This window comes from Roseovarius sp. M141 (assembly GCF_024355225.1).
Taxonomy (GTDB): Bacteria; Pseudomonadota; Alphaproteobacteria; order Rhodobacterales; family Rhodobacteraceae; genus Roseovarius.
Genome location: NZ_VCNH01000008.1, coordinates 1111830 through 1126701, shown reverse-complemented (window position 1 = coordinate 1126701; position 14872 = coordinate 1111830). Strand labels below are relative to the sequence as shown.

General features: G+C 63.8%; 10 protein-coding genes. 1 reads left to right on the top strand and 9 read right to left on the bottom strand.

The features are described from left to right. Positions 1-72 precede the first annotated feature (72 nt). The 7 genes from FGD77_RS22440 to FGD77_RS09540 all read right to left on the bottom strand — a co-directional run bounded on the left by FGD77_RS22440 (position 73) and on the right by FGD77_RS09540 (position 9912). Positions 73-4278: a translocation/assembly module TamB domain-containing protein gene (locus tag FGD77_RS22440; RefSeq protein WP_255008922.1), complete on the bottom strand. Its 4206-nt coding sequence runs from the start codon at positions 4276-4278 to the stop codon at positions 73-75. Between the two features lie 11 nt (positions 4279-4289). Beyond that, a complete protein-coding gene (locus tag FGD77_RS09565) occupies positions 4290-6107 on the bottom strand; it encodes a BamA/TamA family outer membrane protein (protein ID WP_255008910.1) in 1818 nt (605 codons plus the stop codon). Positions 6108-6282: 175 nt separating this feature from the next. Then, the gene (locus tag FGD77_RS09560) at positions 6283-6474 is read right to left on the bottom strand and encodes a Trm112 family protein (protein WP_255008908.1); all 192 of its coding nucleotides are present in this window, start codon (positions 6472-6474) and stop codon (positions 6283-6285) included. After that, on the bottom strand, positions 6471-7115 hold the full coding sequence (locus tag FGD77_RS09555) for an LON peptidase substrate-binding domain-containing protein (RefSeq protein ID WP_255008906.1): 645 nt from the start codon (positions 7113-7115) through the stop codon (positions 6471-6473). Before FGD77_RS09555 ends, FGD77_RS09560 begins: the two co-directional genes overlap by 4 nt. 49 nt (positions 7116-7164) lie before the next feature. Then, a complete protein-coding gene (locus tag FGD77_RS09550; RefSeq protein WP_255008905.1) occupies positions 7165-8082 on the bottom strand; it encodes a co-chaperone YbbN in 918 nt (305 codons plus the stop codon). A 153-nt stretch (positions 8083-8235) separates the two neighbouring features. Continuing rightward, a complete protein-coding gene (locus FGD77_RS09545; protein WP_255008904.1) occupies positions 8236-9024 on the bottom strand; it encodes an exodeoxyribonuclease III in 789 nt (262 codons plus the stop codon). Between the two features lie 201 nt (positions 9025-9225). Continuing rightward, a complete protein-coding gene (locus tag FGD77_RS09540) occupies positions 9226-9912 on the bottom strand; it encodes a response regulator transcription factor (RefSeq protein ID WP_255008903.1) in 687 nt (228 codons plus the stop codon). Positions 9913-10088: 176 nt separating this feature from the next. Here FGD77_RS09540 and ribA point away from each other — a divergent pair, with 176 nt between their 5' ends. Then, positions 10089-11192, top strand: coding sequence for a GTP cyclohydrolase II (ribA, locus tag FGD77_RS09535; RefSeq protein WP_255008902.1), 1104 nt, complete (start codon positions 10089-10091; stop codon positions 11190-11192). 95 nt (positions 11193-11287) lie between these two features. Here the strand turns inward: ribA and FGD77_RS09530 are convergent, their stop codons facing one another. Both FGD77_RS09530 and polA read right to left on the bottom strand, forming a co-directional pair. After that, positions 11288-12022 carry a glutamine amidotransferase gene (locus FGD77_RS09530; RefSeq protein WP_255008901.1) on the bottom strand — a complete coding sequence of 245 codons (735 nt, stop codon included), beginning with the start codon at positions 12020-12022 and terminating at the stop codon, positions 11288-11290. Further along, entirely contained in the window at positions 12019-14814 is a 2796-nt protein-coding gene (polA, locus tag FGD77_RS09525) for a DNA polymerase I (RefSeq protein WP_255008900.1), read from the bottom strand. The genes FGD77_RS09530 and polA overlap by 4 nt, the downstream gene beginning before the upstream one ends. Between the last annotated feature and the right edge of the window lie 58 nt (positions 14815-14872).

Sequence of the window (14872 nt, the reverse complement as noted above, 5' to 3'; positions counted from 1 at the left end):
TCCAGACGCCCGAGTTTAAGGTGAAGCCGACGGGCGCGCGCCTGCGCGCTCTCCAATCTCCAAGGTGCCCGTTCAATAATCTTTCTCAAAGAACACACCCAGACCGCTGTTGCCATCGGCGCCAAAGCTGCCCTTGGCCTTCAGCCGCTTGTTGATCTGAAGATTCAGGTTGATCTGCGTCTGGCCATCTGAATCGACCTCGACCTCGGAATAAATATTTTCAGACAGGTACTTGCCCGCCTTCACCTCGGTCGTGCCGTCCTCGCCTGTTGTCACGTCGAGGTTGTCCAGACCAACGCCCTTGCGCAGCTTGCCCACCACGCCGCCGCCGCCCTTGCCGGCCAACGATGCCACAGCCGAGGCCAGCTGAATCGCCTGAAAGGCCGAAATCTGGCTGAGGTCGCGCCCGAAGATCAGCTGCGATACGACCTGATCCTCCGGCAGTTCCGGCTGCGACGTAAAGGTAATCTCGGGTTCGTTCGCGGGGCCGTCAATACCGATGAGGATCTGCACATCGCCGCTGGTGGTCTGTGCGACTAGGTGCAGGAACGGCACAAAACTGCCCTGCATGCGCAGGTATCCCTCGGTCAGGTCCAACCGTTTGCCCAGAATATCAAGCCGCCCGCGCAGCAGGTCGAACTGCCCCTCGGGGATCACCTGCGCAGTGCTGCCGCGCAGGCGCAGCGCGCCGCCCAATTCGGCGTCGAGGCCACGGCCCCGGATGAATATGCGTGCTGGCGCGTTCACCCGCACATCCAGCCCGTAGACAGGCCCACCGTTGCCGTTGCCGGTGCCCGGCCCGCCCTCACCACCGCTGCTCAGCATGTCGGCGAATGCCCGGGTGCGGCGCACGGCGGCAGGCTCATTGATATGCTGGAGTCCCGGCAAATCGACGCCTGCGGTCAGGGAGCCGCTGGGAATTTGCACGTTAACCTCGCCAAGATTGATCGCACCGGCGATGTTCGCGCCGCCCGTCGCCGGACCGTTGAACGTGATGCGCCCGTTCGCCGTCGTCGCGTAAAGCCCCGGATCGGTTACGCCGACCTCCTGAAGCTCCACCGCCAGATCCGCCTGAAACGGCGCGCTCAGGCCGATGCGCCCGTTCGCCGCCAACCGCCCACCGGTATTGACCCCTGCGCTCGCGTCGATCTGCGCGGCGCCGCCGGTCAGGCGAACACTGGCATTGATGCCCTGCAGCGCCAGCTTGATCTTGGGCAGCGCCAGCCCGGCGCCGTTCGTTGTGACAGTTCCCGTCACGGATGAGATCGCGGGCGGGCCGTTCACCGCCAGATCGAAATTGGCGATGCCCGACAGGCGGCGCGGACTGATAAAGACATCCGCCAGCGCCAGCGGCACCTTGCCCTGCGCGTCCAGGTTCAGATTGCCGTCATTGCCGATCCGGCCTGTCACCTTGGCCGCGATGCCCGCGGGGCCGGTCGCGTCGGTGTCGATGATATAGCCCGACCCGTCGCCGCGGACCGTGCCCTTGGCCGTTCCAGGCCCCTGAATGCCCGGCGCCAACAGCCCGACATTGGCCAGCCGCACGTCGAACTGCGCCGCAGCGCCTCCGTCGGTTCCGACCGTTCCGGATACAGCGGCAGTTACCTGCGGTGTGTTCAGATCAGCGCCGCTGATGACCAGCGTGCCGTCGGGCTTGCGCGCCACATCAGCCTTCAGCGACGAGCGGCCACGCAGCAGGCTGTCCACCTGCGCGATGCCGATGGCGATGTTGTTGCCGGTGACGTCAACGTTGGCCTCGGCGGCGCCATTGGCCGCCATAAACCCGCTGGCCGTTGCGTCGATCTGCGCCGTTTGCACCCGACCGGCGCGCAGGCTAACCCCACCATCCGCGCTGCGCAGCGCCTCGACATGGGCACTGGATTTGCCGCGCAGCAGGCGGTCGACCTGCGCGATACCGATGTTCAGATCGCTGCCGGTCACATCGGCAGTTACCTCGCCCGCCCCATCTGCGGCGTAGAACCCTTGCACTGTGGCATTGATCTGCGGTGTCGTCAGCACGCCCTTGCTCAGCGTCAGCGCGCCATCGGCGCTGCGCTGCGCGTCGATGCGGGCGCTGGATGACCCGCGCAGGATCCGGTCCGCCGCGTCGATACCGACCGACAGATCCTGGCCGGTCATCTGAACCTCGACCTGCCCGCTGAGATCGGCAGCATTTCCGCGCGCTTCAACCAGCACGCTGGCCGCACCGCCCAGATCGCGGCCCGCGATATCCGAGTAGCGCGAGAAATCGCTTGCGGCAATTGTGGCGGAACCCTCGAAAAGGCCCGGCTTGCCCCCGACCACATCAACCGTTCCATCTGCCGTCAGAACCGCCTCGCCGGGGCCGGATGCGCCCGCACGGATGGTCCAGACATTGCCGGCCTGATCGGCGTCCACCCTCAGCTTGGCCGGTCCTGTCAGGCCCGGCGCAATCAATGCCGCGTCATTCAGCGCCAGTGCCAGATCAGCGGTGGAGCCGTCGGATTTCCACGCGACACTGGCCGTCAGATCAGTCGCGGGCGAGGTCACGCGCAACTGATCCACGAACGTGCCGTCCTTGCCACGCCGCGCGTCCAGTTTCAGGACCGTACGTCCCGTCAGTAGCGGGTCCAACCGGGGCTGGCCGACAGCCAGATCCTGCGCCGTACCGCGAACCGAAACCTCCAAGGCGCCGTCCATCGGGGTTGTCACCGCATCGATCTGTACGTCGGCCGCCCCTTGCAGATCGGTGCCAGAAAGGCCCGCAAAACGCGCCAGATCAGCCGCCTTCAGCGCGACGGATGCTGACAGGCGCGGCGCCATGGGTTTTGCCAGGCCGGTGACTTCGGCATTGCCATCAATGCTGAAATCCTGCCCGTTCAGCGCCAGCGTGGTCAGGCGAAACGGGGCGCCCTGCGTCCAGTCAAAAACGATATCACCGCTCAGCGCATCGCCCAGCGCCGCCTTCAGATCCGGGTCGCTCAGCGCGAGGCCGGTCGCTGAAAGATCCAGCGCGCCATCCACTTGGCCCGGCCCATTTCCATCGCCCTGCACCAGCGTGCCGCCGCCCTTGATCTGGGCGGCCTCCAGTGTCAAATCGTCCCGCACCAACCCCTGGCCATCCAGCGACAGGCGCCATGCGTCGCCCTTGGCGCGGTCATAAGTCAGCGCCAGTTGGGCACCCTCCAGCGTCGTCTTCGGCCCACTCAGCGGCAACAGCACCGGCGCGCCATCCTGCGAGGCGATGCGCCCGGTCAAATCAAAGCTGCGCGGCCAATTGTCCGCGTCCAGCTCTAAACTGCCGTCCAGCACCAGTGCCGCCGATTTCAACGACAACGTGTCAATTCCAAGCCCCCCATCCGCAGGCTTGGACCCGCGCACCACAAGCGCGATGTCGCGGCCAAAGAAAGCGCGGTATTCAGGCGCAAAGACCGGTGCGATATCGCCGCCGATGTCGGCGGAAAATGTCAGCGGTGCGGGTGCATCCGGCGTCTCGGGGTTCGGCGCGGGGGATTGCACCGCAACGGTACCGCCGATACGCCGCTCGCCATCGGTGTCCAGACCGATCTGGGCGGTAAAGTCATCCAGCGGGGCGTCGCCCGCAACCGTCAGTTTCAGCGAGGGCGCGCCGGGGATACCCATCAGCGTCGAGGCCAATCCGCCCTCGTCCTCGGTCACGGTCAGGTCGACTCCCAGCCGGTGATCGGCGTTGGAATAGCTGACATCCAGCACGACCTTATCCCCGTCCCTGTCCAGCCGGATGACGTTCAGCTTGGCACTGCCAACGCCATCATCCAGTTGCAGCGATCCATCCAGCGACAGGCTGACCTCTTCACCCAACAGCGGCGCACCCAGCACGATTTTTTCTGCCGCGATCTCGTCCACATTCACGGCGACAGGCAGATCGGGCAGGGAAAATCCCTTGGCCTCGGCATCGGGAATGTCGATGCCTTCCTGCGGTTTGGGCAGGCGCGGCACCAGGATTTCGCCCGCCGTCAGCTTGGCCACCTGCAAGCGCCCGCGCAGCAGCGCAAGGCGGCTCCAGTTCAGCGTGACATCCTTGAGAGTCAGCCACACGCCATCCTCGTCCGCGATGGTCAGCAATTTCAGCGATGCCTCACTGGACAGCGCGCCGGCAAAGCCTTCGATATGCACCGTCCGGCCTTCGGTCGACAGGTTATCTTCGATAAAACCTTGCAGCAGCCCGCGATCATCCTGAGCAGCGGCGCCATACGGCAGGGCCAACAGCAGCACCAAAACGGCGATCTGCGCGAAACGGGCGGTCATTGTCTTGGTCACAGACTGGATCCTCAAAACGCTTGTCCGATGCCGATATATAGTTGCACGCCGTCGCCGGTGCTGCCTGTCACTGGCAGACCCACGTCCACACGAATGGGCCCGATCCCCGTTGCATAGCGAATGCCAAGGCCCGCACCGCTCTGCCAGCGGCCACTGCCGTCGTAAACGCTTTCGGCGCCGATATAACCCACGTCGAAGAACGCCACCGGATCGAAGTTGCCGGCCAGATCCACCCGCAGTTCGGCAGACGCCCCGACAAAGCTGCGCCCGCCCGTGATGCCTGTCCCCTGCGGCACGCCCAGCGATTGGTAGGGCTGGCCGCGCACGGTATCGCCGCCACCTGAATAAAACAGGAATTCCTGCGGCGTGTCCGCCAGGCTGGCGCCCAGAATACTGCCAAACTGTAACCGCCCGGCCAGCGTGAACATCCCGCCTTCGTCCAGTTGGTAATAGGTCCGACCATCCAGATAGACCCGCCCGCCCGAATCGCTGCCATTCAGTGACACAAACGGCATCACATCGGCCTGCGCATAGAACCCGCGCGCCGGGTCCAGCGGTACGTCGCGGCTGTCATACGTCGCCTTGACAGGTAGCAGCAGGTGAAAAAATTCCCGGCTGCCCAGCGAATCCTGTTCGTCGGAATACCGCAGGGCCAGCCCCGCCTCCAAGGTCAGCTGCTCGGTCACGATTCTGCTAAAACCAAAGCCCAGCGTGGCCTGATCCGACAGGTAGTTCGGCTCATCCTCGCGGGCGATCTTGCCAAAGATGAACAGCGTCGTGTCGGCGCCAAAAGTCGCCGGACGCTCGTACCGGGCGCCCAGTTCGTAATCGATGCCGCCCTCAAAGCCGCCTGTCTGGCTACCGATACCGCCGACCCCCACGTCAAAACGCAGCCGTTCGGCACCGCCCAGAAGGTTACGGTGCAGCCAGAATGCCGACAGGCCCACCCCCTCGGTGCTGTTGATCTCGGCGCCAAAGCCGAAGCGGCGCGGTTTCTCATCCGCGATGTTCATCTCGATATCCATGACGTCGCCAGCGCGCAGATCTTCTGCCTCGGTCAGCGATACCGATTTGAATGCACCGGTGCGGCGCAGACGCTTGGCGGATGTCTCCAACGCGTCGGGCGAAAACCGCTCGCCCGTTGGCAGCCCGGCGATCTGTTGTAAACGCGCGGGACGCACGGCACTGTCGGTGGTCTGCCGCAATTCACCAAAGCGCACAACCGGCCCGGGCCGCAGCGCCAGATCCGCGGCGAGGGTGGCGCTTTTGTGATCGGCGACAATGGATTGATCGGCCAACTCGGCCTTGGCCCGGCCCACCTCGCGCCAGCCCTCGATGCCAGCGTCGACAGCCTTGCCCACAATGGGCGCACGGGCACGCTGGCCTGTGGCAAATCCCTCGGGCAGTTCGGTGCCCGGTGCAATGGGGTCAATTCGCGTCGCGCCAAAGGTGAAGGGGCGCCCCGGATCGACGCGAATGGCCACATCGCGTACGCCTTCGATATCGGCAAAGGGTGACAGCGATCCGGCCTCTCGCCCATCAACGAAGATGTTGATGACGCCGCTATAATAACCCCTTTCATAAAGAACACTCAGCAACTTGGCATAGTCGGCATTTGCGGCGGCGATGATATCCTGCGCACCCGTGCGGCCGTCCTGACTCGCTGCCTCGACCAAGGATGCGCTTTTGAGCGCTTCGGCCAGCTTCTTGTCGCCACCCACAACCTCAAAACGGACACCATCAAGGGCGCCGACACCAGTTGCAAACAACGTGACAACGGCGATAGCCAAGGATTTCGGTAGACGCGACACATCTGTTCTGAACTTCACGCACGCATCCTTTTGTATCCCTGCATTCCCGCCCGCCACCTTAGCAGCACAGGGCGCCCTGACGGCGCACCTTACTGTAATACGCCTGCGGTCTCCAGCAAGTTCCCATATACGCCCCTGCGTTTGCGACGACAAAGGTGTGGCCTCAACGCCACCGGGGCTGCCAATGCGCGCCTCAATCCAGTTCGCGCCCCTCGCTGATCAGCAGGATCGGAATGCCCGCCCTGATCGGAAAGGCCAAACCGGCCGAGCGGCTGATCAGTTCCCGAGCCGCCGCATCATACTCCAGTCGCTGGTGGGTCTGCGGGCAAATCAGCGCCTCCAGCATACGCCTGTCAAATTCGGGACCGCCTTCTTTCGCACTCATTGCAACACTCCTTCGCTGTCACCGCCGCGCATGGAAAATTCGATCAGCGTCATCAGGGTCTCGCGCCGCGTGCTCAGCGAGGGCGCCTCCAGCAGCGCCTGCTTGTCCTCCGGCTCGAATCCCAGCAGCATCGACAGCGAATTTATCAGCAACTCGTCATCGGCCTCTTTCAGACTGTCCCAATCGGTCTGCAAATCCTGCGCATCAAAATACTGCGCCAGGGTCGCCAGAAACGCAACGCGGTCAAAGCTGGGATCATCCTCGCCCGGGCCGCGATCGCGTTCAAACCCGGACCACGATATGCGCGCGCGCCTGTAGGGGGTGAATCCCTCCACCTCCTCGATCACGCGAAACCGCGACATGCCTGCCAGCGTCACCATGTAGCGCCCGTCCTCCGTCTCGGAAAACTGAGTGACCCGCCCGGCGCAGCCTATCGTCTGAAGCCCGTGCCCGGCCCGGCCCGGCACCTTGTTGGGCTGAACCATTCCGATCAGACGTTGAGGCGTTTTCAGCGCGTCGTCCAGCATCGCCAGATAGCGCGGCTCGAACAGATGCAGGGGCATCCGGGCGCGCGGCAGCAGCAGCGCACCCGTCAGCGGAAAGATCGGAATAAGATCTGGAAGATCGGCCTTGAGCGTCATGCAGATGTATCTAGCCCTGCCACAGCTGTCGGCAACTCCAAGCGGTTCCTCAAACGAAAATCATCGAACTCAGCTTGCGCCGACCGCGCGTCGCCACAGGGTCGTTCGGCTTCAGCGCGTCGAAAATGGTGAAGAGCTGCGCCTTGGCTGCTCCCTCGTTCCATTCGGGATCACGGCGGAACAACTCCAGCAGGTGATCGACCGCCTCTTCGCTGCGTCCACCGGCGGCCAACGCCAGCGCCAAATCATAGCGGGCCTGATTGTCCGCCGGATTCGCCGCGACTGCCGCCTCCAGTTCGGCGATGGGGCCTGCCCCCTCGGCTTGCCGCGCCAGCGACAGCTGGGCATGCGCCGCGTCGATTTCGGGCGCGCTGCTGATTTCAGCAGGCGCACCGTTCAGGATGGCTTCGGCCTGATCCAGCTCGCCCAAGGCGATGTGCGCGCGCGCCATCCCGCCGAATGCGGCGGCATTCCCCGGATCCTCGGCCAGAATCGCGGCAAAGGTCTGCGCGGCGCCCGCGGCGTCGCCTTCGTCCAACATTTCGTCGGCAGCCACGATCGCCTCGCCAAATCCCGCATCCTCTTCGGCGGCAGCCCCGCCAGCAGCGGCAACCACCCGCCCGACAAAGGCATCCAGTTCGGACGGCGGTACAGCGCCCTGAAATCCGTCGATGGGCTGGCCCTGCCAGAATGCATAAACGGTCGGGAGCGATTGCACCTGCAACTGCCCGGCAATGGCCTGATTCTCATCCACATTGACCTTGGCCATACGCACGGCACCGCCCGCCTTGGTCACGGCCGCCTCCAGTGCGGGACCAAGCGTCTTGCACGGGCCGCACCACGGCGCCCAGAAGTCGACGATGACAGGCACCGTCTGCGACATCTCGACCACTTCGGCCATGAAATCGGCCTCGGCCACGTCCTTGATCAGATCTTTCGCGGGGGTCCCGCCACCTAGCTCTATCATATCGTCTCGCCTCGTTCGCTGAATTACGCGTCAGCAGTTACATGGCCCAGCGTTGCCCGCCTTGCAAGGGCAAGCCCCCCACCGTCGCGCCGCCCGCACTTTCAATGTTCTACAAATACTCCGGGGGTCCGGGGGCAGCGCCCCCGGCCGCGCTCATAAATCGAATGTGGCAAAAACAGGCGCGTGATCGCTGGGCTTTTCCCAACCCCGCGCCGCGCGCAGAACGCGGCTGGAATGGGCCGCAGTCGCGATATCACCCGTCGCCCAGACATGATCCAGCCGCCGCCCCTTGTCGGCGGCATCCCAATCCCTGGCCCGGTAAGACCACCAGCTATACAGCTGCCCCTCCGGAATATCGGCGCGCGTGACATCAGCCCAGCCGCCGGCCTCCATCGCGTTTTCCAGATGCTCGACCTCAATTGGCGTATGGCTGACAACCTTCAGCAGCTGCTTGTGGCTCCACACATCATCCTCGCGCGGTGCAATGTTCAGATCGCCCACGAGGATCGATCGTTCAGGCCGCTCGGCCCGGAACCAGTCGCGCATCTCGGTCAGGTAATCCAACTTCTGCCCGAACTTGTCGTTCACCGTGCGGTCCGGCACATCGCCGCCTGCGGGGACATAGAAATTGTGGATGATCGTGCCGTCCTCCAGCTGCCCCGCGACGTGGCGCGCGTGGCCCAATGCCGCGAAATCCTGATCTCCGACATCCGTGATCGGCAGCTTTGACAGGATGGCGACGCCGTTATACCCCTTTTGCCCGCGCGCGATCATGTGGGTATAGCCGAGTGCCGCGAAATCCTCGACGGGGATCAGATCGACCGGGCTTTTGCATTCCTGAAGACACAGGATATCGGGCGCCTCTTCCTCCAGCAGCTTGCAGACCAGCGGCGCGCGCAGCCGGACCGAGTTGATATTCCATGTGGCAAGCGTAAAGGACATATGGGCGTCTCCGGGGGTCAGGTAAGGACGCCCCGGCATCTATCACGCGGCATCCCGGCGTACCAGCCGACGCCAAAAACAGACCCCGGCAAATGCCGGGGCCAGTCCAACAGGGAGGTGCATATATAACCGCATATGCGAACGGATATCGTGGCCCGGTGATGGACCTGAGCGGGCGAGGCGCCACACAAAAAACGGCCCTTACGACAGCAGGCGATAGCCCCCGCTTTCGGTCACCAGAAGGCGCGCGTTCGACGGGTCTGGCTCGATCTTCTGGCGCAGGCGATAGATATGCGTTTCCAGCGTGTGGGTGGTCACGCCGGCGTTATATCCCCAGACCTCGTGCAGCAGCTCGTCGCGGGCCACGACGCCATCGGTGGCACGGTAGAGATACTTGAGGATATTCGTCTCTTTCTCGGTCAGGCGCACCTTGCGGTCGCCTTCTGCGATCAGCATCTTGAGCGCCGGCTTGAAGGTATATGGCCCCAGTTGGAACACCGCGTCCTCGGACTGCTCATGCTGGCGCAGCTGCGCACGGATCCGGGCCAGAAGAACGGGAAACTTGAACGGCTTGGTCACGTAGTCATTGGCGCCCGCATCAAGGCCCAGAATGGTGTCGGCGTCGCCGTCATGGCCGGTCAGCATCAGGATCGGGCTTTTGACGCCCTGCTTGCGCATCAGGCGGCACAATTCGCGCCCGTCGGTGTCAGGCAGGCCGACATCGAGGATGATCAGATCATAGTTCGCATCCTTGGCATGCGTCATCGCCTCGGCGCCGTTGCCGGCCTCGAACACGTCGAAATCCTCGGTCATCACCAGTTGCTCGCCCAGCGCCTCGCGCAGATCCTCGTCGTCATCCACCAGCAGTATTTTCTTCAGCTGTGCCATATCGTGCCCTCCGTTTGCCTTGCAGCGCAGATGCGCATTGCCTGCCCCAAGGGCAAGGAATGCAACAACCTTATCACGGGCTAGTGTTGCGGCTGCACCTTTTGTTTCAATCCCGCGCGAAAGCGACTAGACCGAAGGTGACCCCGGCACCGGACCCCATGCAAGCGCGACCGCAGATGAGCCTTAGACCCGACATAACCCACCTTCTGGGCCGCGCCCGCGGCGATCTGGCCATGGGCCTGCCCGTCGCGCTGCGCGGCGTCGACGGCGGCGCGCTGATCGCAGCAGCCGAGACGCTGGACGCCGCGCGCCTCGTCGACCTGCGCGCGCTGGCGACCGGTAGAGATGCGGAAATGACTCTGGCCGTCACCGCACGCCGTGCCGAAACGCTGAAGGCGCGCGCCTATGATGGCGATCTGGCCCGTATCCTGCTGCCGCAGGACGCGGATCGCGCCTGGATCGCAGCCACCGCCAGCCCCGAGGACGATCTGAAAAGCCCGATGAAAGGCCCCTTTCGCACCGAGCGCGGCGGCGATGCGGGGCTGCACCGCCTTGCCCTGCGTCTGGTCAAGGCGGCGCGCCTTTTGCCCGCCGCGTTGGTCCTGCCGCTCGGCGACGCCGCCCGGTATGCCGCCGATGCCGGCCTGACGATCCTGCCCGCCGAAGCGGCAGACGCCGCCATGCGCCTGTCCAGCCCGCCCCATCCTGTCGTCAGCGCCCGCGTCCCGATGGAGGCCAGTCATGCAGGCCGCGTCCACGTCTTTCGCCCCGAAGACGGCAGCGAAGAGCATTACGCGATCGAAATCGGTCGGCCGGACCGCGACGCGCCGGTCCTGACGCGCCTCCACTCTGCCTGCTTTACCGGTGACGTTCTGGGCAGCCTCAAATGCGATTGCGGCCCGCAGCTGCGCGCCGCGCTGGCCCAGATGGGTACCGAAGGCGCGGGCGTGCTGCTCTACCTGAACCAGGAGGGGCGCGGCATCGGTCTGGCCAACAAGATGCGCGCCTATGCCCTTCAGGATCAGGGCTTCGATACGGTCGAGGCGAACCACCGCCTCGGTTTTGAGGACGACGAACGCGATTTTCGCATCGGCGCCGGCATATTGTCACGGATGGGGTTTTCTGCCGTGCGCCTGATGACCAACAATCCGGCCAAGATCGACATGATGACACGCTGCGGCATTGATGTGTCCGAACGGGTGCCGCTGATGGTGGGGCAGACCGCGCAGAACAAGGGCTATCTGGCCACCAAAGCGCGCAAATCAGGCCATCTGCTATAGGCGCGACCGCGCTGCAATGGGTCTTTAGACCAAGAAAAAGCACCATGGTTTTTGCTTGGTCTAAAGACCCAGATTCCTACACTTGCGTATGCGGATCAGCTGTAGCGCTGGACAAAATTGCGCAGGATGCGCTCGGGTGCATGTACATCCGCAGCGCGGCACATGGTGATCAGATCCTCTGCGGTTTCGGGCGGGAAATAGCCGTGATGCTTGTAGATCTCGATCCGCTCTTCGAAAACGCGCGCGTCCGCCTCGGGATGAAACTGCGTGGCGTAGACGTTGCTGCGATAGCGCATCATCTGAAACGGACAACTGGGCGCCGCGACCAGATGCGCGCAGCCCGTCGGCAGCTCTTCCAGCGCCTCCTTGTGGCCGACAAAGGCGCCAAAGCGATCCGGTACGCCAGCCAGCAGCGGATCGGCGCGACCCGCCTCCGTCAGGATGCAGTCGGCAACGCCGACAGGCTCGCCATACTGGTCTTTGCCGACTGCGGCGCTCAGATGCTTGCCCAGGATACCGATGCCGTAGCAGCACCCAAGAAAGGGAATGTCGCCCTCGGCGATGCGTGGCATCAGCGACATGACAGCGGCCTCGATCCGGGCGTGTTCGTCGCTTTTCTTATCCGGCGCATCACTGACGCAGCCGGGGCCACCGCCGACGATCACCCCTGCATAATCGGCGGGATCGAGCGCCTCGGGCAGCTCGTCGCGTTCCAGCCGGATACGGTGGGCACGCGTTTTCTCCAGCCCGCCCTTCTTCAGAAACGCGGCATATTCGGCGTCCGAGGCGTCAGCCTCGGGGCGAAGCTGCAAGATGAGGAACCGTTTCAATGCGCCTTGGCCCAGTTGGCGCCCTGCCCTGCCTCGACAGTCAGGGGCACCGACAGCTTGACCACCGGCTCGGCCGCGCCCTCCATCACGTCGCGGGCCGCCGTGATGACGGCGTCCACAGCGCCCTCCTCGACCTCAAAGAGAAGTTCGTCATGCACTTGCAACAGCATCTTGCAGGGCAGTCCCGCAATCGCATCCGGCATGCGAATCATGGCGCGTCGGATGACGTCGGCGGCGGTACCCTGGATGGGCGCGTTGATCGCGGCGCGCTTGGCAAACCCTGAACGCGGCCCTTTGGCGGCGATTTCTGGCGTGTGTATTCTGCGGCCAAAAAGCGTCTGGACGAAGCCATGCTCTTTGGCGAAGGCGACCGTGTCGTCCATATAGGCGCGGATGCCGGGAAACCGCTCGAAATAGCGGTCGATGAAGCCCTGCGCCTCGCTGCGGGGGATGCGCAGATTGCGCGCAAGGCCGAAGCCGGAGATGCCGTAGATCACGCCGAAATTGATCGCCTTGGCCTGACGGCGGATGTCCGGTGTCATATCCTCCATCGCCACGCCGAACATCTCGGAGGCGGTCATCGCGTGAATGTCCTGCCCGTCGCGAAACGCCTGCTTCAGCGCCTCAATATCGGCCACATGCGCCAGAATCCGCAGCTCGATCTGGCTGTAATCGAGGCTGACCAGAACCTTGCCCTCGGGCGCGACAAACGCCTCGCGAATGCGCCGGCCCTCTTCGCTGCGCACAGGGATATTTTGCAGGTTCGGATCGCTCGAGGCCAACCGCCCCGTGCTGGCCCCCGCCTGCATATAGGACGTATGCACGCGGCCCGTATCGGGATCGATATGATCCTGAAGCGCGTCTGTATAGGTCGATTTCAGCTTGGATATCTGGCGCCAGTCCAGCACGCGGGCGGGCAGCTCATGCTCGGTCGCCAGATCCTCCAGCACGTCGGCGCCGGTGGCGTAGGCACCCGTCTTGCCACGTTTGCCACCCTCCAGCGACATCTCGTCAAACAAGATCTCGCCCAGCTGCTTGGGCGACCCCACGTTGAATTTACGGCCCGCAAGCTGGTGAATCTCCTCCTCCAGCGCGGCCATCTTCTGCGCAAAGGCGCCCGACATACGGCTGAGCGTATCGCGGTCCACCTTGATCCCGCTGCGCTCCATATGCGCCAGCACCGGGACCAAGGGACGCTCCAGCGTCTCGTAAACACGGGTCACCTGCGCGACGTGCAGCTGCGGCTTCAACACCGCCCAGAGCCGCAGGGTGATATCCGCATCCTCGGCGGCGTATTTGACGGCGTCCTCCACCGGCACACGGTCAAAGGTGATGGCCGATTTGCCGCCGCCCAGCAGCGTCTTGATCGGGATCGGCGTGTGATTCAGATACCGCTCGCTCAGCGCGTCCATGCCGTGACCGTGAAGGCCCGCATGTAGCGCGTAGGAGATCAGCATCGTGTCGTCGAATGGGGCGATCTCGATGCCCCGCCGCGCCAAGATCTTGGCGTCATACTTCATGTTCTGGCCGATCTTGAGGATACTCGGATCCTCAAGCACCGGCTTCAAGGCGGCAATCGCGTCCTCGGCAGGCATCTGCCCCTCGGCCAGCGCAGCGCCACCGAAAAGATCGCCTTCCCCCTCGCCCTTATGCGCCAGCGGGATGTAGCAGGCATGCCCCGGCTCGATACACAGCGATATGCCGACCAGTTCGGCCTGCATTTCGTTGAGCGAAGTCGTCTCTGTGTCCACCGCGACATAGCCGCGCGCGCGGATGCGGTCGATCCAAGGCTGAAGCGCCGCCATATCCTGAACATGCTCATAGGTCGCGACATCGAAACCCGGCATCTTGGGCGCGTCCGCATCCGGCGCGTCCTGCGGCGTGTCGTCGATCTCAGGCGGCTCGGCGTGCATCGCGTCGGCAATGCGCTTGGTCAGGGTGCGAAACTCCATCTCGGCCAGAAACCCCAGCAACACATCGGGGTCAGGATCGCGCACTTCCAGATCGTCCAGCCCGAAATCAAGGGGCATTGCGCAATCCAGCTGCACAAGTTGGCGCGACAGGCGGATCTGGTCAGCGTGGTCGATCAGCGTCTGACGCCGCTTTGGCTGCTTGATCTCGCTCGCCCGCGCCAGCAGCGTATCCAGATCGCCATATTCGTTGATCAGCAGTGCCGCCGTTTTGATCCCGATGCCCGGCGCGCCGGGCACGTTATCCACCGAATCCCCGGCCAGCGCCTGAACATCGACCACACGATCCGGCCCAACGCCGAACTTCTCTTCGACGCCCTCGACATCGATCCGGCGGTTCTTCATCGCGTCCAGCATTTCGACGCCGCCGCCGACCAGCTGCATCATATCCTTGTCCGAACTGATGATCGTCACGCGTCCGCCTGCATCGCGCGCCTGCATCGACAGCGTGGCGATGATGTCATCGGCCTCATACCCCTCGACCTCCTTGCAGGCGATATTGAACGCCTCGGTCGCGCGCCGCGTCAGCGGAATCTGGGGGCGCAGATCCTCGGGCATCGCCTCGCGGTTGGCCTTGTATTCGGGGAACAGATCATTGCGGAACGTGTGGCTGCCCTTGTCGAAAATCACCGCCACATGCGTCGGTGCATCAGGCCCGTTATTGCCCTCGACATAGCGTTGCAGCATGTTGCAAAATCCCGACACCGCCCCGATGGGCAGCCCGTCGGATTTACGCATCAGCGGCGGCAGCGCGTGATACGCACGAAATATAAAGGCCGAGCCGTCGATCAGATGCAGATGGCACCCTTTTCCGAATGACATGGGATTGCCTCCTGACACGGTTCAGCGTTTTTCTTGGGCCAAATACCCAAATCCCGCC

Excerpts from the sequence above, each read along its gene's own strand:
- FGD77_RS09560 (WP_255008908.1), bottom strand. The coding sequence starts at position 6,474 with ATGAGTGCGAAAGAAGGCGGTCCCGAATTTGACAGGCGTATGCTGGAG.
- FGD77_RS09555 (WP_255008906.1), bottom strand. The coding sequence starts at position 7,115 with ATGACGCTCAAGGCCGATCTTCCAGATCTTATTCCGATCTTTCCGCTG.
- FGD77_RS09550 (WP_255008905.1), bottom strand. The coding sequence starts at position 8,082 with ATGATAGAGCTAGGTGGCGGGACCCCCGCGAAAGATCTGATCAAGGAC.
- FGD77_RS09545 (WP_255008904.1), bottom strand. The coding sequence starts at position 9,024 with ATGTCCTTTACGCTTGCCACATGGAATATCAACTCGGTCCGGCTGCGC.
- FGD77_RS09540 (WP_255008903.1), bottom strand. The coding sequence starts at position 9,912 with ATGGCACAGCTGAAGAAAATACTGCTGGTGGATGACGACGAGGATCTG.
- ribA (WP_255008902.1), top strand. The coding sequence starts at position 10,089 with ATGAGCCTTAGACCCGACATAACCCACCTTCTGGGCCGCGCCCGCGGC.
- polA (WP_255008900.1), bottom strand. The coding sequence starts at position 14,814 with ATGTCATTCGGAAAAGGGTGCCATCTGCATCTGATCGACGGCTCGGCC.